Below are 19,620 nucleotides of genomic sequence, written 5' to 3'. Positions count from 1 at the left end.
AATGCGGTGACAGGCAATTATGTACGCCGAGAATAGCGCTCGCATCGCCTGACTCTTTCACCCCGAATTTTCACGGTGATATCGCATGGGCAGCTGATGTCTTTGGCTGACAAATACCAATGGTCCACATTTGACCGCTCAAATATCTCAGTGCAGACGCGGGTGCGGCCTGCCTTGAGAACAGGAAGAAATGATGAGTCACAAAACTCCGTGTATGCCATTGGCATACGGTTACCTTCGCACGGATCTGCTCTCCCCCCAGCGACTGGCGGAAACCGTCACCCGTCTGATGGCGGCGGCCATCGAACACGGGCACGAACTGGCGACGGTCTTCTACGAGGACTCACCGCAGAACGCCGCCCTGCCCGAGGCGTTCGCGGAGCTCACCATCGAGTGCCGGCGCTCCGGCGCGCACACCGTGTACACCTTCTCCGGTCACCTCGGCGGGATGGCGGTTCCACGGATCTGCCTGCTCGACTATCTGGCTGCCCGCGGCAGCGCCCACGTCTGGGAACTGTCGGCTTGAGGCGCTACGACGTGCGATCCGGAGGGAGTGACATGCCGATGTCGATCGAAGTCCAGCGGACCGTCGTGGCCGCGCCGGTCCTGCGCGTGGTCCCGACGGTTGCCGCCGGATCGGCGCCGACAGGTTGGGGCACGGTGCGTGCCTGGTGGCGCGACCCCCTCGACTACCGATGGCTGATCCGCACCTTGGAACACCGCGGGGCGCTGCCGACGATGCAGGGCATCATCGCGATGACCGGCGCCGCGCTGGCCCTGATCTCCGGGCTGACCCTGTTCTCCGCCGCCGGTCCGCAAGGCTGGGCCAGGCACGTCACCGTGTTCACCACCGCCATGGCGGTGGCCTGGGCGGTGAGCTGGGCCTTCGGGCGGTGGCCGAGCGAACGCCGTTCCCTGGTTCTGATGGCCGGCGCGAATGTCCTCATCACCGGCGGCGGCCTTGCCGAGAGTTGCCGGCTGTTCGGTGCGCTGAGCCTGATGCAACTGGTCCTCACCGGCGGATACCTGGCCATGTTCCACGGCCCACGGGTGCTGGCGCTGCATGCCGGCTGGTCGCTGGCATCGGTGCTGACCCTGGCGGGGATGGTGCTCCGGCAGCGCCTCGGCGATACCGCCGAGGCCGCGTCGGTGGTGCTGACCATGGCCGCAGTGACGGCCATGCTGATGCCGGCGTTGCATTTCTGCTACTGGGTGCTGCGCATGGACGCCCTGACCGATCCGCTGACCGGCCTGCTCAACCGCCGGGGCCTGGACTACTACGTGTCGTCCTGGTTCCGGCCCGGCGCCCAGGGGCCGATCTGCCTGATGACCATCGACCTGGATCGATTCAAGGACGTGAACGACACCTACGGCCATGCCGTCGGCGACCGGGCGCTGGTCCAGGTCGCGACCTGCCTGCGGGCCACGGTGCCGGCCGGCGCGGTGGTCGCCCGCAGCGGCGGCGAGGAGTTCATCGTCCTCGTTCGCCTCGCCGAGCACGCCGCGGTGGTGGAGGCCGGGCGGCTGTGCCGGGCCATCGGGTCCGGCGGCGTCCAGGTGACGGCGAGCATCGGCGTCACCGTCGCCGGCACTGCGGCCGCGTGCCTCGAGGACCTGGTCCACCGGTCCGACTCCGCGATGTACCGCGCGAAGCGCGCGGGCGGGAACCGGGTGTCCATGGCGGAATGACCGAGCACGGCTCCACGAATCCGAATGCCCGTTCTGTCGTCAGAGGTTGCGCACCATGGAAATTCACACTCGCCAGCTGCACTATTTCATCGCGGTGGCCGAGGAGCTCAGTTTCACCCGAGCGGCTCAGCGGCTGCACGTATCGCAGCAGGGGCTGAGCACCCAGATCAAACAGCTGGAACACGGAATGAACGTCGTGCTGTTCTCTCGCACGACCCGATGTGTCGAACTGACCACTGCCGGTGAGGCATTCCTGCAGGATCTGCGCGGCATGCTGACCGGATTGAACGCCGCGGTCGAGCGGGCGCGGGCGACGCACCGGGGTGAACAGGATCGGCTGGTCCTGGGCGCGCTCGAGGGTGCGGCGCTCACCCTGACCGAACCCATTCTGGCGGCGTTCCGGAAGCGCCACCCCGGAATCACGGTGGAATGGCGGCAGTTCACCTACGAGGACCCGTCGGCGGGCCTGACCGGCGGCCTGGTGGATGTCGCCTTCGTGCGACGGCCGTTCGCGGACGACGGGGTCCGGTTCGAGACGTTGTTCGCCGAACCGCTGGTGGTCATGGTGCCCGCGAATCATCGCCTGGCCGAGCGCACCGAAGTGTTCGCGCACGAGGTGCTCGACGAACCGCTGCTCGGTGCGGCGACCACCGATCCGGTGTGGAATGCCTTCTGGGAGTTGCAGGCTCATCGTGACGGGCGCAGCGCGCCGGTCGTGCCCCGATCGAACTCGCTTCTCGGGGAGTTCCACAAGGTCGCCACCGGGTCCGGGGTGGTGCTCACGGTGGCCTGTGCCCGGTGGATCCCGTTCCCGGGCATTCGTCTGGTGCCGATCGCCGACACCCCACCGAACGAGGTCGCGGTCGGCTGGCGCGGCGACCACGAGACCCCGCTGGTCCGCTCTTTCGTCGATATCGCCCGCTCGGTGCGCGACTCCCGTCCGGAACTGATCGAGCAACTGCAGAAGCCCGATTTCGCGGACGGCACGGTACCACCGCGTGACCGCGTCCGCGCAGGTCAGGCCTACACGTCGAAGTAGAGCTCGAATTCGTAGGGGTGGGGGCGGAGGTTGATCTCGGCGATCTCGGTGTCGCGCTTGAGCCGGATCCAGGTGTCGATCAGGTCCTCGGTGAAAACCCCGCCCTGGGTGAGGTAGTCGTGGTCGGCCTCGAGGCGGTTGACGACCTCCTCGAGGCTGCCGGGGGTCTGGGTGACCTCGGCGGATTCCTCGGGGGTGAGCTCGTAGAGGTCCTTGTCGACGGGGAGCGCGGGCTCGATCTTGTTGGTGATGCCGTCGAGTCCGGCCATCATCATGGCGGCGAAGGACAGGTACGGGTTGCCCGAGGAGTCGGGGCAACGGAATTCGAGCCGTTTGGCGCGGGCATTGGTGCCGGTCACCGGGATTCGCACGGCGGCGGACCGATTGCGCTGGCTGTACACCAGATTCACGGGTGCTTCGTAGCCGGGGACCAGGCGCTTGTAGGAGTTCACCGTCGGGTTGGTGAAGGCCAGCAGCGACGGCGCGTGGTGCAGCAGGCCGCCGATGTAGTGGCGAGCCAGGTCCGAGAGTCCCGCGTAGCCGGCCTCGTCGTAGAACAGCGGCGCGCCGTCCTTCCACAGCGATTGGTGCACGTGCATGCCGGAACCGTTGTCGCCGAATAGCGGTTTGGGCATGAAGGTGACGGTCTTGCCGTCCGCCCAGGCGGTGTTCTTGACGATGTACTTGTAGAGCATGAGGTCGTCGGCGGCGGCGAGCAGGGTGTTGAACCGGTAGTTGATCTCGGCCTGTCCGGCGGTGCCGACCTCGTGGTGGCCCTTCTCCAATTCGAATCCGGCCTCCTGCAGGTGGGTGCACATGAGGTCGCGCAGATCGACGTCGGCGTCATAGGGCGCGACGGGGAAATAGCCGCCTTTGGGCCGCACTTTGTAACCGCGATTGAGAGTACCGTCCGGGTTGGTTTTCTCGCCGGTATTCCAGTCCGCGGAGGACGAATCCACTTCGTAGAAAGCGCGATTCATGCTGGTGTCGTAGCGGACGGAGTCGAAAATGTAGAACTCGGCCTCGGGCCCGAAATAGGCGGTGTCGGCGATTCCGGTGGAGCGCAGATATTCCTCGGCCTTGCGGGCCACATTGCGCGGGTCGCGGCTGTAGGCGGCGCGGGTGTGCGGGTCGTGGACGAAGCAGCTGATATTGAGGGTTTTGGCGGCGCGGAACGAATCCAGTTGCGCGGTGCGCAGATCCGGCAGCAGCAGCATGTCGGACTCGTGGATGGCCTGGAAGCCGCGCACCGACGAACCGTCGAAGGCGATGCCGTCCTCGACCAGTTCGGGGCCGAACATGCTCGCCGGGATGGAGAAATGCTGCTGGATGCCGGGGACGTCGCAGAAGCGGATGTCGACGTACCGGACTTCCTCGGCATCGATGTAGTCCTGTACTCCGTTGACGGTAGGGGTGATCACCGCTGCCTCCTAGTGGCCGCGCACGCCTACCCGATCGGACGGCCCGGTCGGGGTCCGGCGGTCCTGTTCGTGCTAATCACGATACGTCGCGGGGCCACCCGCGCGGACCTGAATGCTTTTGTCACAGTGCACAAACGATCCGTCCCGGTTCTTCCGCATTGCCACTGGCCCGCCCCTGGCTTTGTGCGATCTGCTGGAACAGCCCCGGGGCCGCGCCGCCCCGACGATGTTCGAGTCAGAGGTGGGTCGTGAGTTCAACACCGGTAGCGGGGACGGCCCCGCGCACCATGGTCGAGGCATTCCAGGCCACCGCGGCCCGCTATCCGGACGCGGTCGCGCTGCGCACGCTCGGCGGCGCGGTCTCGATCACCTGGCGCGAGTACGCCGACCGGGTGCGTGCCATCGCGAACGGACTCGCGGCACTCGGCATCGGCCGGCGCGACACGGTGGCGCTGATGCTGACCAACCGGCCCGAATTCCATCTGTGCGACACCGCGATCCTGCACACCGGCGCGACGCCGTTCTCGGTGTACAACACCAATCCGGTGGAGGTGCTGGCCTATCAGTTCACCAACGCGGCCAACAGGGCGGTGATCTGTGAGGCCCAGTTCGCACCGCAGGTTCGTGCGGCGGTGGCGCGGGCCGCCACGCAGGGCGGTGTGGTGGAGCACGTCATCTGTATCGACGAGGCGCTCGCGGGATGCGTCGCGCTGACCGAGCTCGAGGCGACCGCGCCCGGCGGGTTCGACTTCGAATCCGCCTGGCGTGCGGTGACTCCCGAGGATCTGCTCACCATCGTCTACACCTCCGGCACCACCGGCCCACCCAAGGGCGTGGAGCTCACCCACACGAATTTCCTCGAGAATGCCCGCGTGGTGGACGAATTCGGGGGCGGCTCCCCCGACGACCGGGTGATCTCCTACCTCCCCGACGCGCATGCCGCCAATCGCTGGCTCTCGCACTATCTCTCGATCCTGACCGGCGCGCAGCTCACCACCTGCCCGGACCTGAAGGGGGTCGCGGCCGCGCTCACCGAGGTGCACCCGAGCGTGTTCATGGGTGTGCCCCGGGTGTGGGTGAAAGTCAAAGCGGCGCTGGAGGAACGGTTCGCCGCCGAGCCGAGCGCCGTCAAGCGGCGGCTCATCGGGTGGGCGGTGGCGAGCGGCCGGGCGCGGGCGCGCGCCGTGTCGGACGGACGCGTGCTGAGCGTCATCGACTCCTGGCGGTTCCGGCTGGCCGATCGCCTGGTGCTGTCCGCCATCCGGGAGCAGCTGGGCCTGGACCGGATTCGCATCGCGGTCACCGGGTCCGCCCCGATCCCGAAGGACACCCACGAGTTCTTCCTCGGCCTGGGCCTGCCGCTGTGCGAGGGCTACGGCATGACTGAGTGCACCGCGGGCGCCACCATGGACCGCCCGGCCCGCATCAAGATCGGCACGGTCGGCACCGCGTTCCCCGGCACCGAGGTCCGCATCGCCGGCGACGGTGAGGTGCTGGTGCGCGGCGGCAGCGTGATGCGCGGCTATCGCGGCGAACCCGCCAAGACCGCCGAGACCGTCGACGCCGACGGCTGGCTGCACACCGGCGATATCGGCGAACTCGACGCCGAGGGCTTCCTGCGGATCGTGGACCGCAAGAAAGAGCTCATCATCAACGCGGCTGGAAAGAACATGTCGCCGACCAATATCGAGAACACCGTCACCGAGCACACGCCGCTGGCGGGCGCGGTGGTGGCGATCGGTGAGGGCCGCGCCTACAACACCGCCCTCATCTGCCTGGACCCCGATCTGGCCGCCGCCTTCGCCGAGCGCCACCAGCTAATCGAGCGGGAGATTCCGGCGCTGGCCCGCGATCCGCGCGTGCTCGCGACCCTGCAGGAAGGCGTCGACGCGGCGAACAGCAAGCTCTCCCGGGTGGAGCAGATCAAGAAGTTCGCGGTGCTGCCGGATGTGTGGGCGCCGGGCTCCGATCACCTCACGGCCACCGGAAAGCTCAGACGCAAACCCATAGCAATCACGTACGCCGCTACTATCGAGTCGCTGTACGGGTAGTAGGAGACTTATGCACGCGCGATTGCGGGACCGGACGCTCGAGGAGCTGTACCAACGTGCCGTCGTGGCGCGCGCGGAATTCCCGGCTCTCGCCCCGCCCTACCCCAAACTCCCGGAATCCCTCGTGACCAGCGGTTTCGAACGCGGCACCGCCTTGAATGTGGACCTGTTCTTCGACTTCCTGCGCACCGGAGACGCTCCCTCCCCGGAGGACACCGCCGAGGTGGTGCAGATCGCGTTGAGCCGCATCCGCGACGGCGAAACCCTCGAGGAAGTGCTCGGCCGCTACAGCCTGGGCGCGGAGCTGATCTGGTCGCGGGTGCGCGAGACCGCCCACGGTCCCGAACGCGAACTGCTCGACGACGCCGCGATCACGCTGCTGCGCTACATCACGCTGATCACCACCCGCATCGCCACCGCCTGCGTGCAGCGCGCCCACGATCCGCGCTGGGAGTTGCTCGAACGCCGCCGCGCCATTGCCGACGCGCTGCTCACCGGTCGCGACCCCGTCGAATGGGCCGGGGAACCGGCGGTGGCGGTACCGGACGCGTTCCTGCTCGCGGCCTTCCGCCTCGGCACCGCGCACGGCGCCGACACCGCCGAACTGCGCCACCGCATCGAAGCCATCCCGGGTGTGTTCCTGCGCCTGGACAGTGGCGGCTGGACGGCCCTGCTGCCCCTGCAGCCCGGCGACGACGGCACCGCGACGCTGGCGGCGCTGACGGCTCGCCTGCCCGGCCCCGGCCGGCTCGCGCTCGGGCAGTCTGCACAAACCGAGTCGCCCGCGCCGTTCTGGGTGGGTGTGGCCACCGCGGCCTCGCGCGCGCAGATCCCGGAGGTGTTCGCCGAGGCGCGCACGCTGGCCGAACTGGGCCGCTGTTTGGGTCGCCCGCATCCGGTCTGCCGCCGCCCGGAACTGCTGTTCGAATACACCGTCGCCGCGAGCGGTTCCGCGCGCGGTGGGCTGGCGGCGGTGCTCGAACCCCTCGACACCCAGGCGGTGCTGACCGAAACCCTCGACGTCTTCGTCGACACCGGCTTCAACCAGCTGGCCACCGCACGCCTGCTCAACGTCCACCGCAATACCGTCACCTACCGCCTGGCCCGCGTGTACGAGCTGACCGGCTTGGATCCGCACCGCCCGACCGACGCCATGACCCTGTCGGCCGCCCGCATCGCCCGCCGCCTCGAAACCGCCTGCTTCGCACCGTAGTTCGCCCCCTCTGTACGTCCCGGCCCGCCACGTGTCCGCGTGGCGGGCCGCTGTTGCTCCGGGCCACGGTTTGGTCGGCTGCACAATGCTCTCGTTCACACTCTTGGTGATTGCCGATACCGGCGCGCGGGCGCTGTGCGGTGTGCTGAACACCGACGACGAGGTCGTGCGGTGCGGCATCCGGTCCGCGCCCGCCGGGCCTCCCGACCATCCGCAGAGGTACTTCGTTGAGTAGCACCTTCCGGCCGCGCCGCTGCCGCCTGGCCCCCTGGGCCGTGGCCGGCTTCTCCGTGCTGGCCATGACCATCGCCGCCACCACGCCGTCGGCGGCCGCGCCCGTGTTCGGGCCGGTGCCCGACGCGCCCGCCAATTTCGGCCTGCCCGCCGACTATCAGCCGACCCCCGCGCCGTACGGGGTGGGTTATCAACTGGGGCAGGTGGTTTCGCTGTCCGATGGCACCCAGTTGCAGGCCGAGGTGCGGTATCCGACCGATCCGGCGACCGGGCAGCGGGCGGCGGGCGAGTTCCCGGTGGTCGTCAACTTCACCACCTACGGCGCGGTGGCCAGCGCCTTGACCGCCGCCATCACCTCGGTGATCGACGAACTCCACATCCAGCTGCCCGATCAGCTGAAGGACGCCCGCCGCATCATCAATCAGGCCACCTCCATGCAGGACATGCTGGTCCGGCACGGCTACATCGAGGTGACCGCGGACGTGCGCGGCACCGGCGGCTCGACCGGCGCGTGGAGCCCGGCCTCCCAACAGGACGGCAAGGACGGCGCGGAACTGGTGGACTGGGCGGCCCGGCTGCCCGGCTCCAACGGCAAGGTCGGCATGTACGGCTATTCATTCCCGGGCCTGTCGGCCATGCGCACCGCCGAGACCGTGGGCCCGGATTCACCGTTGAAGGCGATCGTGCCGTTCGCGGTGCCCAACAACATCTTCGACGAGGTGCTCAACCACGACGGCATGATGAGCCCGCTACTGCTGACGGTCATCTCACTGATGGTCCCGTATCTGAGCCTGATCGGCCCGTTCCTGACCGCGCCGCTGTCACCGCAGACCTTCCTGCGTTCGCTCGGCGATCACCTGGCCGCACTGGTCGGCCCCGACACCAGCACCGTGAAACTGCTCTTCGACGCCTACACCGGCGGCGCCACCGCCTACGACAACTCCTGGTGGCGCGAGCGGCGTTTCGAGACCGACCTGCACAACCTGGTGGACAACGGCATCGCCATGTACCAGGTCGACGGCTGGTGGGACCTGTATCAGGAAGGCGCGGTGCGCAATTACGCGCAGCTGCAGAACCTGGCCGCCGGCCGCGACCAGTTCGCACCGATGGCCGCCGACCAGCCGGCCGACGGCCGCTACCAATTGCTCATGGGCCCTTGGTATCACGTCGGCCTGGGCCTGGGGCCGGGCTCGCGGATGGACACCGATCAGATCACCCTGGCCTGGTTCGACCGGTGGCTCAAGGACATTCACAACGGCGTCGACGAGACCCGCACCCCGCTGCACGTCATCGACGCCGGCAACAACGCCGCCGACACCGCACGCTACCCGTTCGAGCAGACCGCGATCCAGCAGCGCTACTTCGACGGAGACCGGCTGGTGGCCGACAAGCCCACCGCCGCCGACGCCGCGGATCGGCTGAACTACACCGGGATCGACAACATCTGCAACCGTGAGTCGCTGGGTCAGTGGGCCGCGGGCCTGTTCGACTTCGTGTTCCGCGTCTTCACCGTCTCCAACCCGTGCACCGAATGGGTGCAGAATCCGACCGCGGGCCTGCGCTACACCATGGACCCGGTCACCGAGCCGACCGTGCTGGCCGGTCCGTCGGCGGTCACCCTGTACGCCTCCTCCACCGGCACCGACGCCGCCTTCCAGGTGTGGCTCGACGATGTCGCGCCGGACGGGACGGCGGTGAACATCACCGGCGGTTCGCAGCTGGCCAGTCAGCGCACCCTCGACGACGGCAAGACCTGGCGCGCCGCCGACGGCACCGTCTACGCCCCCGAGCACACCGTGCTGAAGGAGAACGAGCAGCTGCTCACCCCGGGCGACGTGGTGCGGATGGAGATCAAGATCCGGCCCGCCTTCCACCGCCTCGAACCCGGTCACGCGTTGCGCCTGCGCATCACCACCGGCACCTTCCCGTCGACGATCCCGAATCCGGCGGATCTGGGCCGCCTGCTGGGCACCTCGCAGCAGATCCAGCGCACTGCTGCCTTTCCGTCGGCACTGGTGGTGCCGTTGGGTCCGGCGGCCGCTTTCGGGCACTAGTCCCGGCGCGCCTTGCGGTCGGCACGGCCCAGCCGCGAAGATCGTCGACGTGACACAGTGAGGCTCTCGACGTTTCGGAGGTTCTCGATGCTCGAACCGCGCCAGGGCGGTTTCCGGCGCGCGCGCCGCCGCACGGCCGAGGCGGCCGACGGATTGCCGACCCGCGCCGCGGCCCGCAATGCCAAGATCACCGCGCTGCCCGTCGCGTATGCCGCGCGCCGGGTGGGCGGGCTGGGGCGGCGGGCGCTCGGAACGCCCACGCGGGAGGTCGAACTCGATATCCAGGCGCGCACCGCCCAGCACATGTTCGAGGTGCTGGGCGAGCTGAAGGGAGTGGCGGCCAAGCTCGGTCAGCTGCTGGCGCTCTACGAGCTGGCGCTGCCGCCGGAGCTGGGGGAACCGTATCGGGAGGCGCTGACCCGGCTGCAGGATTCGGTTCCGGCGATGCTGCCCGCGGCGGTCGACGCGGCGATGGCGGCGTCGCTGGGCCCCGGGTGGCGGAATCGGTTCGCCGAGTTCGACACTCGCGCCGCGGCGGCCGCCTCGGTGGGGCAGGTGCATCGCGCGGTGTGGCCGGACGGGCGGCGGGTGGCGGTGAAGCTCATGTATCCCGGGGCGCGCGCGGCCGTCGCCTCGGATCTCGAGCACCTGCGCCGGCTGGCCCCGCTGGCCAAGGTCTTCGCCCCCGACCTCGACACGCGTGCGGTGACCGACGCCTTCGCCGAATGCATCGGCGCCGAACTCGATTACGCCGACGAGGCCGCGACCCAGCGCAGCTTCGCCGCAACCTTCGCCGGCGACCCGGACTTCCACATCCCGGCCGTGGTCGATCAGCAGGGCGACGTACTGGTCACCGAATGGCTGGACGGCACTCCCCTGCAGCGGGTCATCGCCTCGGGAGATCCGGCCGAGCGCACCCGGGTCGGGCTGCTGGTGGCCCGCTTGGTGATGTCGAGTTTCGCGAAAACCGGTCTGCTCTATACCGATCCGCACCCCGGCAATTTCCGGGTGCTGCCCGACGGTCGCCTCGGCGTCCTGGATTTCGGGGCCTGCTCACCGTTCCCGGCCCACTTCCCCGATCTGGTCGCCGATATCGGCGAGGCCGCCCTCAACGGCGCCGACGCGGATCTGGAGGCGGCGCTGCGCCGGCACGAATTCGTGCGCCCCGAACGGGAATTCGACATCGCCGCCCTGGTCACCATGGTCGCCCCGATCCGGGACCTGTATCGGCGCCCCGACGCCCACCTGACCCCGGCGTGGCTGCGGTCGCAGGTGCGGCGCGCCACCGACCCGAGCCTGTCCAATGTGGCCCGCCACCTCACCACGCGGCCGGAGTACGCGCCGATCGGCCGCACCATCCTGGCCGCCACCGGTGTGTTGTGCCAGCTCGGCGTGCACGGGCCGTTGAGCGCCGAATTGACCGCGCCGCTACCGCATCTGGCGGCGGCGGTGCGCCGCTGCCGCGACCGCGAGGCGAGCGCGGCGACCGTGGTCGCGTTGCGTCCGGCTACAGATGCATCCACTGCGGCCACACCTGTGACCACGGCTTCTTCCGGGCCGAGCACTTCCAGAGGGTGACGTCCTGGGTGTTGCCCTTGAACCCGAGGCGGGTGTCGACCTTGCCGACCGGGTCGACGTGCTCGAACTGGCTGCGCAGCACCGCCTCGTAGCCGCCGACGGCCAGCACCGCCGACGCGTCGTCGGGCGGGGTGCCGAAGTAGCCGAAGCCGCGGCTGGGACTGTACAGCGGCGGCAGGTGTGTGCGGCCGAACTCGTCGAGAGCGCTGGCCTGCCAATAGGTGTCGGTGATGATGACCGCATGCGCGCGTTCGGCCGGGGTGAGCCCGTCGTAGGCGCGGGTGACCTCGTCGGTGAGTTCGTGCCAGCCGAAGGATCCGTAGACGCCGATATTGATGGCGGCCTCGGCGTCGTCCTTGGGCGGGTGCACCTCCTCGGCGGGCCGCCACGGTGTCGAGTAGAGGGTGAAAGCCGTTGCGCCCAGCGCGAGTACGGCCACACCGGCGGTCAGCAGCCGCCGCCACAGCGGTGCGATGCGCTCGGCGGTGCCGACCACGCCGACCGCGCCCGCGGCGATCATGACCGCGTACATGCCCGCCGCGTAGTAGATCCGTCCGCCCGTGATCAGGAAGGCGGCGAACAACAGCAGCAGCGTGACGCCCAGGAACCGGTAGGGCCGCAGCACATCCCAGCGCAGCAGCACCCACAGTCCCCACAACAGCAGCAGCGCGCCGAGGTATCCGGCCAGGCTGATCGACATCGGCAGGAACAGCAGCCGTCCGCCCAGGATCCCCTGCTCGGCCCCGATCACCCCGCCCATCTTCAACTGCGGCCAGGAATGGCGGGCCTGCCAGAGCAGTTCGGGCACGGTCGCGACCACGACGATGACGCCGCCGGCCCACAGCAGCGGCCGCCGCACCAATTCCCGCGGCCCGCACAGCATGCTGCTGATCGCGACGGCGATCCAGAAGAACGGGATCAGCCATTTCACCTGCATGTCGACGGCGGTGACGAGCGCGGCGGCCAGCAGCAGCCCGTCGTTGCGGGTGCGCACCCAGCGCACCACCAGCCAGGTGATGATCACCCACAGCGCGGTGTCGACGGCGTTGGTGGTGAGCATGGTGCCCTGCAGCAGCAGGAACGGTGAGCTCGCGTAGCCGAGGGCGGCCAGCAGTTGCGCCCAGCGGCCGCCGTCGAATTCGCGGGCCAGCAGGGCGCACAGCACGATCGCGGTCACCGTCAGCGCGACCGCGGGCAGTCGCAGCACGAAGTAGGACTCCGGCGCGATGGTGTCCATCAGCCGGGCCAGCAGCGGCAGCACCGGCCCCTGGTCGGCGTAGCCGAAGGCAGGGCGGCGGCCGGCCGCCAGGAAGTACAGCTCGTCGCCGAAGTACCCGTAGCGGCGCGCGGACAGCAGCAGCACCACGGCGGCGGGCACCGCGACCGCGGCCACGGTGAGCCAGGCGAACGGCGGCCGCTCTTCGACTTTGGCATGCCGTCCGGCGCCGCCGGGCCGGGCCGGTCGATTCACCACATCGGTCAACGCGTACTCCTCGCCGGCGGGTCGGGGGCGAACAGTCGAAATCTACAGCTTCGATCCAGCAAACTTCGGACGCAGCACCGCACGACCACCAACTTCAGAAACGGTCGCGTGTCGCAGCTTCGGGCGCCCCGGCGCCCGTGGTTACGTGGGTTTCCGGCACCACGCTTCACACCTGATGACGGGACAGGAGCCGCCGTTCATGTCGGAGATCATCGCGGTGTACGACGCCGCCCTGCGCAGCATCGGCGCCGCCGAACGCGACCGGGTCTACGCCGAGGGCCTCTGGTACGCCGGTGCGGGCATATTGCTGCGCTCCTGCGACGGCTCCCGGGTGTACGTGCACCGCCGCACCCACACCAAGGCGGTCTTCGCGGGCATGTACGACTGCCTGGCGATCGGCGCGGTCGAACCCGGCGAGGACCCGGCCGACACCGCGATCCGCGAACTCGGCGAGGAACTCGGCATCGAACTGGGACCGCACGACGACCGGCCGCTACCGGTGGCCTGCACCTCCTGGCAGGGCCGGGTGGCCGCCGGGCAGATCCGCTGCCACCTGTTCGCCTACGAGCTGCGCTACGACGGGCCGATCCGGCATCAACGCGAGGAGGTCGCCGACGGCTGGTGGTGGACCGACGCCGAACTGCGCACCCACCTGTCGGATCCGCGCTGGCACTTCGCCCACACCACCCGCCCGATGATCCCGGATCTGCTGCACTGAATTCGCGCCCGGCTCCTCACCGGGGTGGGGCAATGGTGAACTCCGGCACCGTCATCGCGGCCACGCAACTCGTGTCGGGGTGCGCCGGATTGCCGAAGAACGAGGCGATCACCTGCGCGCCACAGGGATTCAGGAACGCGCCGTGCCCCCACCCCGGAAGCACCACGACAGTCGAGCGGGACAGGTCCTTCGCGACGTACTCGCCCCACAACGGTCCGGTCCGCGCATCCAGGCTGCCCGTGATCACGAGCGCGGGCACGGCGCTGCGGGTGACCGCCCGTACAGAGTCAGGAGCTTTCGGCACGTTCCACACCGCGCATTCCTCGCGCAGGAAGGCCAGTTGCGGCGCTTGCGCCAAGACCGAGTCGGGGAACTCGGGGAATGCCTTGCGCGCCTGGCGCATCTGATCGTCGACCGTCTCGTACGGAACCCATTCACTGCACCAGATGCTGAGGGTGAGGCCGGTGGCGACGGTCGCGTTGCTCGGTCCGGTGTTCACCCACCCGGCCGCGTATTGCGTGGCGACAGCCTGGGGATTCCCGTGGTCGAGGTCGTCGATCGCGGCGGGTATGCCCGCGGTCAGGCGACCGGCCGCGCCGACGAACCACTCCAGCAGCGTGCCGCCGTCCAGGACGACCTGCGTGCCGGGATGCCCGGGCAGATCGACGGTGGTCGTGACGGGACGACGCTCCAGCTCACCGACCAGCCGGACGAACGTCGCGCCGAGGCCGGGATAGCGTTGTGCGCAGGCGGGTTGCGTCTGGCACGCCCGCAGCACGCCGTCCAAGGCGCCGCGCGCGCTCGGCCACGTCCAGCCCAGTGCGGCGACCGAGGGCGGTGTGACCCCGTCGAGCGCGACCGAGGTGACAGCCGCGCCGTCCATGTTCAGGTAGAGCAGCGCGAGGTCGGTGCCGTACGAGTGCGCGAACACACTCCACGTGTCGAGATGCAGCGCCTTGCGCAAATCGATGAGGTCGTAAGCACTTTCGGTGGAGTTGTAGGCGGCCAGGTCGGTGGTCGCCAGCCGCTCATGGCATGCGGTCGCCGCTCGCACGTCGAGTTCCCCGGTGGCGGGAGCGTCGTACACCAGCCCGAGCCGGCGCGCGTAGAACTCGTCGAGCTCCGGGCACAGCAGCGGCGTGCTCGTCGTCTGGGTGCCCCGCTGCCCGATCAGGATCAGATCGCGGCTACGCCCGAGCCCGACATCGGGCGCGACGGCGGGCACCGCGATGCCGTCCAGGCCCGGGCCGCCTTCCAGGAACACGATCGGATCCGCGGTGGGCGGCTGCGTCTCCGAGGGAATGACGGCCACGGCCAACCGCAGGGTCGGTCCATCGGTCCGGTCCCGATCCACCGGCACCACCAGCTCCCCGCAGCGCGCCCGGGACAGCATCGCCACCGGTTGCGGTGTTGTCGCACAAGGACCTTCGACAAACGGCGCGGTGTAACCCTGCACTGTCCGCGTCGATCCCGGTGGTGCTGTCGAGCTGACGCACGCCGGGACGACGAGCGTCACGGCGGCCGCGAGAATTCTCATCGATTTGCGGACGCGCATACCCGTCACCAACCGCGCGGATACCGATCGGTTCTTTTATTGCCGGACATAAATCGTCGCACAATAGTGGTGACAACGGTAGTTTTGACAGTCGACTGCCGCGCAACGCAATTCAGCGAAGGAGGCCTGGCATGGCCGAAGCCAATCCGTACGGAACTCCGAGCACCACCGGCCCCGCGCCCATCGGCTCCTATCAGAACCTGCTCAATACCTTCATTCGCGGCCTGCTGCGGGTACCGGTGCTGTCGCGGCAGGTCGGCAAGCGGCTGTGCGTCCTGCACGTGGTGGGCCGCAAGTCCGGCAAGCACTACGACGTCCCGATCGCCTACACCCGCCACGACGGCGACATCCTGGTCGGCACCGCCAAGCACCCCTGGGTGAGCAATATCCGCAAGGGCGTGCCGCTCGAGGTGTCGTTCGGCGGGCCCCGGCTCACCGCCGACGCCGAGGTGCTCGCCGATGAGGAGTCGGTGGTGCGGCTCTCGGAGGCCATCGCGCGCGACAACAAGCAGTGGGCGAAGTTCAACGGCATGGGCTTCGACGCCGACGGCAACCCGAATCTGGCCGACGCCTACCAGAGCTGGCAGCAGGGCACGGTCATCCTCCGGTTGACGGTGCGCTGAACGGTCGCCGGCGCGGGCCGGGCGGCCGCCGGCAAACTTCGAGCGTGCCGCCCGCTAGTTGTCGACCCGGCGGGCCTGGACATAATCCGCGGCGTTCAGACCCACCAGCACCTGCCGCACCAGCGGCGGCGCCCAGGACGCGGACGCGTCGTGCCCCAGCACCGGATCGGTGAGGGTGACGGTGCGCCCGCGCGTCTCGAATTCGAAGCTGCCCGCGGCACGAATGTTCTTCAGCCAATCCACGTCCCGCCCGTAGGTGAGGGCGATGCGGTAGCCGTCGTCGCGCCGGAACACCATGACCGGGGACCGGTAGACCCGCCCCGACTTGCGGCCGCGGTGCACCACGACGCCGAACATCAGTGCGACCCGGGCCGCGACCCCCAGCACCGGATTGCTGAGCTTGCGATTGATTCGCGCGAGCATCCGCGGCAGCGGCATGGTCTCGTCCTCCCTGACGAAAACGGTTGCGCCCCAGAGGCTACGCCGCCGGACGGGCGACGGTGCGCCATCGCGCGGGGTCACGGGCGAGCAACACGCGGCCGTACCCGACCGTCCCGCGCGACCGTCCGGCGGCGGCACTAAAGTGCTGTTCAGAGCGCCGGGTCCCGCGGCGCGACAGGCGAGGAGGGCCCGGTCGATGCCGGAGATGATCGCGCTGTACGACGCCGCCGGTCGCGAGGTCGGCGCGGAGGAGCGCGCGGTGGTGTACGAGCGGGGCCTGTGGCATGCCAGCGCGGGCGTGCTGGTGCGCTCGCTCGACGGGTCGAAGGTGTACGTGCACAAGCGAACCGACACCAAGGCGGTGTTCGCGGGCATGCACGACTGCCTGGCCGGCGGGGTGCTGGGCCCGGGCGAGGATCCGGCCGAGGCCGCGGTCCGGGAGCTGGGCGAGGAGCTGGGCATCGTGCTGGGCCCGCACCAGGATCGGCCGCTGCCGGTGGCCGCCGAGTCCTGGGACGGCGAGTGGGCGGGCCGGCCGATGCGCTGCCACCTGTTCGCCTACGAGCTGCGCTACGACGGCCCGATCACCCATCAGCCCGAGGAGATCGTCGACGGCTGGTGGTGGACCGACGAGGAGCTACGCTCCCACCTCGAGGACCCGGCCTGGCCGTTCGTGCCCGATACCCGGGAGCTCATCGGCGATCTGCTGCACTGAATCCGTTCACCGCCGGGCCGGTGTCGCGGGGCAGGTTCCGGTCGCGGGCTCACCGCGCAGGCGTTGATCCAGCCAGTCCATGGTCGCGCCGTAGGAGCTGACGTAGGCGGCCAGATGTTCACCGCCGACGATGTTCTTCGTCGCCGCCACCCCCAGCGCGCACTGCTCGCTCCACAGCTGTTCGGCCTCCGCCACGGGAATCCACGGGTCGCTGATTCCGTGGTAGATGAACAGCGGCACGCCCGATTTCCGGCCCTGCATACTCAGCTCCTGGAAGAGCGTCTCCGCCGCCGCGCTGTCGAGCGACTTGTCGACCCTGGCCATCGTGTCGATCGGGATGGGCGCTATGCCGAGCGCGCCGAAACTGCCGCTGCAATTGTCTTTGATCGGTGATGTCGCCAGCCATTGCGCCAGATGGTTCATGAGGCCCAGGATTTCGGGGTGCTCCCGTCCGACGGCGAGCACGGTGCTGAGCAGGAACGCCGAAATGTAGGAGCCGTCGAAGGTGTGCGCGAACCGCCGATAGTCATTGACCAGTCCCCCGAAACTCGCGCCCGCGAATTGCGGGAGCAACTCCGGCGCGTAATCCGACACCAGCATGGCCGCGGCGTTCGAGGCGATCGCACCGCCGGAGTATCCGGTGGTGGCGAACCGGCTCTCGCCGAACTGATCCGGCGCGAAATGGCGAACCGCGCGCATGGAGTCGAGCACGTTGTGCCCGGCGACCGACGGCTCCGAATAGGCCATCAGCGGGCCCTCGTGGTCGGGGATGATCAGCGCGTACCCGTGGTCGAGCGCCCAGGTCGTCGGCGACGGCGTGAAATCGTTGCCGGTCGGCACCTCCATCCCGTGGGACAGCACGTAACCGGGGGTGCAACGCTTGTTGAGCGAATTGGTGGCCGGCGCGTTCACCAGCACCGGCTGCGGGCCGGGCCCCGACCACGCTTTCGGCGGAAGCACCAGTGTCGCAGTGCCGATGGACGGTTCGCCGGCGGAGTTGGTGGACCGGAATTTCAGCAGCGTGGCGCGCGCAATGCCGGTGAGGTTCAACAGCAGCATCGTCGGCCGCGCCGACTCGGTCACGTCCCGCGCATCCAGGATGTCCCCGGGCGCGTACTCGGCGAGATTCGCCGGCCACGCGTCGAACAGCGGATCACCGGTCGGCGGAGACTGCACCGCACTCCAGAATTCGGTCAACTCCGGCGGCAGATCCCCCGGCGCCGCCAGCGGCCGCGCCGCGTGCGGCACCACCTTCGTCGGTGCGGGCACGTGGTCATCGATCCACTGCTGCAACGGATTCGGCACCCCGGGCACCCCGACGGACGGCGCCACCGGCACCGGGGGTTCGGGCGGATCCGCCTCCACCCGGGCAGCCGTCTGCCCCATCGTGATCGAAAGACTCAAAACCACCATCGCCGCGGTCAGATGCTTCACGATGCATCAAGCTACGACACGAAGACACGCAAACGCGGGAGGCGGGCGGGGTCGTCATGGTGTCTGACCGAAAGGTCCGAATGACATGTCATACAACAGCCCTGAACTGGGCGGATGACTAGATCCGCAGGCCCGTCGCAGTCAGTGCTCGGCGTTCCAGAACCCGATGAAGATGGCTCCCCACCGACCGGTATCGGGCCGGTCTCCAGGCCGATGTCGTCGACCCACTTGCGGACGGCGGGAATCACTCGGGAAGACCATCGCGCCAATAGAGTTCCACCGGATTGAAGCCCGGCGGGTCAGGTAGTCGTGGCGCGATGCGGTGGAACCCGGCTTGTTTCATGGCGTTTCGCACGATGTCGCCGTCGATGTACTTGTCGTGGACCTCCAGCACGATGCGGTCCACCTGCCGCATCCACGGTTGCGGCGCGGCGAAGATATCGACTTCGCTGCCTTCCACATCGACCTTCAGCAAGTCGACGTGGGTGATGCCGTGCCGGTCGAACAACTGACCGACGGTGTGGGCGTAGATCTTTCGGGGCGGTCGCTGCAGCACGTTCTCCAACCGCCATGGGCGCTGCCGGCGCAGTTCGTACACATCCGACACCGCGGTGCAGGTGTCCCAGAACGCGCTGACCGCGAATTCGAGTTCGCCGCCGGTACCCGCGACCGCGCAGTCCTCCACGATCCAGTCCAGGCCGGACAGCTCGCGGTTGCGGAGCAGCACGGCACGACTCTCGGCGATCGGTTCCACGGTCAGCAGGCGCCGCGGCCGGTAGCGGGCGGTCAGATAGGCTGCGGCCTGACCGGTGTTGCCACCCAGATCGACGATGGTGTCCAGGGCCTCGATGCGGGTGTCGAGCGCGTAGACGCGGTCCAGCTCGTAGAACCGCCGTAGGAAGATCTGCCAGAGGATCAGCAGGTCGCTCTGGTTGCGGCGCACCACGATCGGCGCGCGCCCGCCCGGGACCGCGAAGTCCAGACGAATCAGCGTGTCGGCCGACAGCGGCCGCCCGGCCGCACCCAGAAACCGCCGCGCCATCCAGTACGGCGCGCGTACCCGACTCCAGCCACGCCCTGTCCGAGCCCCGGTCGCCATGTCCCGCGCGGCGGAGAAGGTCTCGCGCACCACGACTCGCCCCGTCCCGACCCCGAACGCCCGGTCGGCGTCCGACCGCAGATAAGCAAGACCCACAACGCCTTCCTCGATGCCCTGCCCCCAACCGACCGCAAAACATAGCAATCATCTGGATAACCGTCTCGGCACACGCCGACCAAGATCAACAAGCGGGCAGACTTCGAGACCGAACCGTGAAATACCTCGGAGCTGGTCGAACCCGGTTCACGAGCGGGCTCGCGCGGCCCAGCCGGT

General features: G+C 68.9%; 16 protein-coding genes. 10 read left to right on the top strand and 6 right to left on the bottom strand.

Going from position 1 to position 19,620, the window contains the following annotated elements; genetic code table 11:
• Nucleotides 1–214 precede the first annotated feature (214 nt).
• Genes ACYVKL_RS27085 through ACYVKL_RS27075 form a run of 3 tightly spaced genes read left to right on the top strand, consistent with a single transcriptional unit; the run spans nucleotide 215 to nucleotide 2,728 of the window.
• Entirely contained in the window at nucleotides 215–526 is a 312-nt protein-coding gene (locus tag ACYVKL_RS27085; protein ID WP_379165960.1) for a hypothetical protein, read from the top strand.
• A gap of 38 nt (nucleotides 527–564) precedes the next feature.
• On the top strand, nucleotides 565–1,689 hold the full coding sequence (locus ACYVKL_RS27080) for a GGDEF domain-containing protein (protein ID WP_379165959.1): 1,125 nt from the start codon (nucleotides 565–567) through the stop codon (nucleotides 1,687–1,689).
• A 55-nt stretch (nucleotides 1,690–1,744) separates the two neighbouring features.
• Nucleotides 1,745–2,728: a LysR family transcriptional regulator gene (locus ACYVKL_RS27075; RefSeq protein WP_379165958.1), complete on the top strand. Its 984-nt coding sequence runs from the start codon at nucleotides 1,745–1,747 to the stop codon at nucleotides 2,726–2,728.
• Here the strand turns inward: ACYVKL_RS27075 and glnA are convergent.
• On the bottom strand, nucleotides 2,713–4,149 hold the full coding sequence (glnA, locus tag ACYVKL_RS27070) for a type I glutamate--ammonia ligase (protein WP_379165957.1): 1,437 nt from the start codon (nucleotides 4,147–4,149) through the stop codon (nucleotides 2,713–2,715). The two genes, ACYVKL_RS27075 and glnA, sit on opposite strands and share 16 nt — an antisense overlap.
• 287 nt (nucleotides 4,150–4,436) lie before the next feature.
• Between glnA and ACYVKL_RS27065 the strand changes: the two genes are divergently transcribed.
• The 4 genes from ACYVKL_RS27065 to ACYVKL_RS27050 all read left to right on the top strand — a co-directional run bounded on the left by ACYVKL_RS27065 (nucleotide 4,437) and on the right by ACYVKL_RS27050 (nucleotide 11,279).
• Nucleotides 4,437–6,200, top strand: coding sequence for an AMP-dependent synthetase/ligase (locus ACYVKL_RS27065; protein WP_379166666.1), 1,764 nt, complete (start codon nucleotides 4,437–4,439; stop codon nucleotides 6,198–6,200).
• Nucleotides 6,201–6,210: 10 nt separating this feature from the next.
• Nucleotides 6,211–7,413, top strand: a complete 1,203-nt coding sequence (locus ACYVKL_RS27060) for a PucR family transcriptional regulator (protein ID WP_379165956.1) — start codon at nucleotides 6,211–6,213, stop codon at nucleotides 7,411–7,413.
• A 227-nt stretch (nucleotides 7,414–7,640) separates the two neighbouring features.
• Nucleotides 7,641–9,701, top strand: a complete 2,061-nt coding sequence (locus ACYVKL_RS27055; RefSeq protein ID WP_379165955.1) for a CocE/NonD family hydrolase — start codon at nucleotides 7,641–7,643, stop codon at nucleotides 9,699–9,701.
• Between the two features lie 87 nt (nucleotides 9,702–9,788).
• Nucleotides 9,789–11,279: an ABC1 kinase family protein gene (locus ACYVKL_RS27050; protein WP_379165954.1), complete on the top strand. Its 1,491-nt coding sequence runs from the start codon at nucleotides 9,789–9,791 to the stop codon at nucleotides 11,277–11,279.
• On the opposite strand, the gene ACYVKL_RS27045 is transcribed toward ACYVKL_RS27050, so the two are convergent.
• The gene (locus tag ACYVKL_RS27045; RefSeq protein WP_379166665.1) at nucleotides 11,209–12,753 is read right to left on the bottom strand and encodes a glycosyltransferase family 39 protein; all 1,545 of its coding nucleotides are present in this window, start codon (nucleotides 12,751–12,753) and stop codon (nucleotides 11,209–11,211) included. The two genes, ACYVKL_RS27050 and ACYVKL_RS27045, sit on opposite strands and share 71 nt — an antisense overlap.
• Nucleotides 12,754–12,937: 184 nt before the next feature.
• On the opposite strand from ACYVKL_RS27045, the gene ACYVKL_RS27040 reads away from it, so the two are divergent.
• Nucleotides 12,938–13,480: an NUDIX hydrolase gene (locus ACYVKL_RS27040; RefSeq protein ID WP_379165952.1), complete on the top strand. Its 543-nt coding sequence runs from the start codon at nucleotides 12,938–12,940 to the stop codon at nucleotides 13,478–13,480.
• Nucleotides 13,481–13,496: 16 nt separating this feature from the next.
• Here ACYVKL_RS27040 and ACYVKL_RS27035 read toward each other — a convergent pair whose 3' ends face one another.
• Nucleotides 13,497–14,873 (bottom strand): alpha/beta hydrolase, encoded by a 1,377-nt coding sequence (locus ACYVKL_RS27035; protein WP_379166663.1) that lies wholly within the window; start codon nucleotides 14,871–14,873, stop codon nucleotides 13,497–13,499.
• 293 nt (nucleotides 14,874–15,166) lie between these two features.
• Between ACYVKL_RS27035 and ACYVKL_RS27030 the strand changes: the two genes are divergently transcribed.
• Complete coding sequence (locus ACYVKL_RS27030) at nucleotides 15,167–15,658, top strand: nitroreductase/quinone reductase family protein (protein WP_379165951.1); 492 nt, start codon at nucleotides 15,167–15,169, stop codon at nucleotides 15,656–15,658.
• Between the two features lie 54 nt (nucleotides 15,659–15,712).
• Here the strand turns inward: ACYVKL_RS27030 and ACYVKL_RS27025 are convergent, their stop codons facing one another.
• Nucleotides 15,713–16,096, bottom strand: coding sequence for a nitroreductase family deazaflavin-dependent oxidoreductase (locus tag ACYVKL_RS27025; protein WP_379165949.1), 384 nt, complete (start codon nucleotides 16,094–16,096; stop codon nucleotides 15,713–15,715).
• Nucleotides 16,097–16,295: 199 nt separating this feature from the next.
• Between ACYVKL_RS27025 and ACYVKL_RS27020 the strand changes: the two genes are divergently transcribed.
• Nucleotides 16,296–16,814 (top strand): NUDIX hydrolase, encoded by a 519-nt coding sequence (locus ACYVKL_RS27020; RefSeq protein WP_379165948.1) that lies wholly within the window; start codon nucleotides 16,296–16,298, stop codon nucleotides 16,812–16,814.
• A 6-nt stretch (nucleotides 16,815–16,820) separates the two neighbouring features.
• Here ACYVKL_RS27020 and ACYVKL_RS27015 read toward each other — a convergent pair whose 3' ends face one another.
• Both ACYVKL_RS27015 and ACYVKL_RS27010 read right to left on the bottom strand, forming a co-directional pair.
• Complete coding sequence (locus ACYVKL_RS27015) at nucleotides 16,821–18,248, bottom strand: lipase family protein (RefSeq protein ID WP_379165947.1); 1,428 nt, start codon at nucleotides 18,246–18,248, stop codon at nucleotides 16,821–16,823.
• 244 nt (nucleotides 18,249–18,492) lie between these two features.
• Nucleotides 18,493–19,443: an FkbM family methyltransferase gene (locus tag ACYVKL_RS27010; RefSeq protein WP_379165946.1), complete on the bottom strand. Its 951-nt coding sequence runs from the start codon at nucleotides 19,441–19,443 to the stop codon at nucleotides 18,493–18,495.
• Nucleotides 19,444–19,620: the final 177 nt, after the last annotated feature.

The organism is Nocardia tengchongensis, from assembly GCF_054781395.1.
The sequence above is the reverse complement of the archived record's forward strand: the minus strand, read 5'-3'. Positions and strand labels throughout refer to the sequence as shown.

What these genes read in the sequence shown, in the direction of transcription:
- ACYVKL_RS27085 (WP_379165960.1), top strand. Translation starts at nt 215, where the DNA reads ATGCCATTGGCATACGGTTACCTTCGCACGGATCTGCTCTCCCCCCAG.
- ACYVKL_RS27080 (WP_379165959.1), top strand. Translation starts at nt 565, where the DNA reads ATGTCGATCGAAGTCCAGCGGACCGTCGTGGCCGCGCCGGTCCTGCGC.
- ACYVKL_RS27075 (WP_379165958.1), top strand. Translation starts at nt 1,745, where the DNA reads ATGGAAATTCACACTCGCCAGCTGCACTATTTCATCGCGGTGGCCGAG.
- ACYVKL_RS27065 (WP_379166666.1), top strand. Translation starts at nt 4,437, where the DNA reads ATGGTCGAGGCATTCCAGGCCACCGCGGCCCGCTATCCGGACGCGGTC.
- ACYVKL_RS27060 (WP_379165956.1), top strand. Translation starts at nt 6,211, where the DNA reads ATGCACGCGCGATTGCGGGACCGGACGCTCGAGGAGCTGTACCAACGT.
- ACYVKL_RS27050 (WP_379165954.1), top strand. Translation starts at nt 9,789, where the DNA reads ATGCTCGAACCGCGCCAGGGCGGTTTCCGGCGCGCGCGCCGCCGCACG.
- ACYVKL_RS27040 (WP_379165952.1), top strand. Translation starts at nt 12,938, where the DNA reads ATGACGGGACAGGAGCCGCCGTTCATGTCGGAGATCATCGCGGTGTAC.
- ACYVKL_RS27035 (WP_379166663.1), bottom strand. Translation starts at nt 14,873, where the DNA reads ATGCTGTCCCGGGCGCGCTGCGGGGAGCTGGTGGTGCCGGTGGATCGG.
- ACYVKL_RS27030 (WP_379165951.1), top strand. Translation starts at nt 15,167, where the DNA reads ATGGCCGAAGCCAATCCGTACGGAACTCCGAGCACCACCGGCCCCGCG.
- ACYVKL_RS27025 (WP_379165949.1), bottom strand. Translation starts at nt 16,096, where the DNA reads ATGCCGCTGCCGCGGATGCTCGCGCGAATCAATCGCAAGCTCAGCAAT.
- ACYVKL_RS27020 (WP_379165948.1), top strand. Translation starts at nt 16,296, where the DNA reads ATGCCGGAGATGATCGCGCTGTACGACGCCGCCGGTCGCGAGGTCGGC.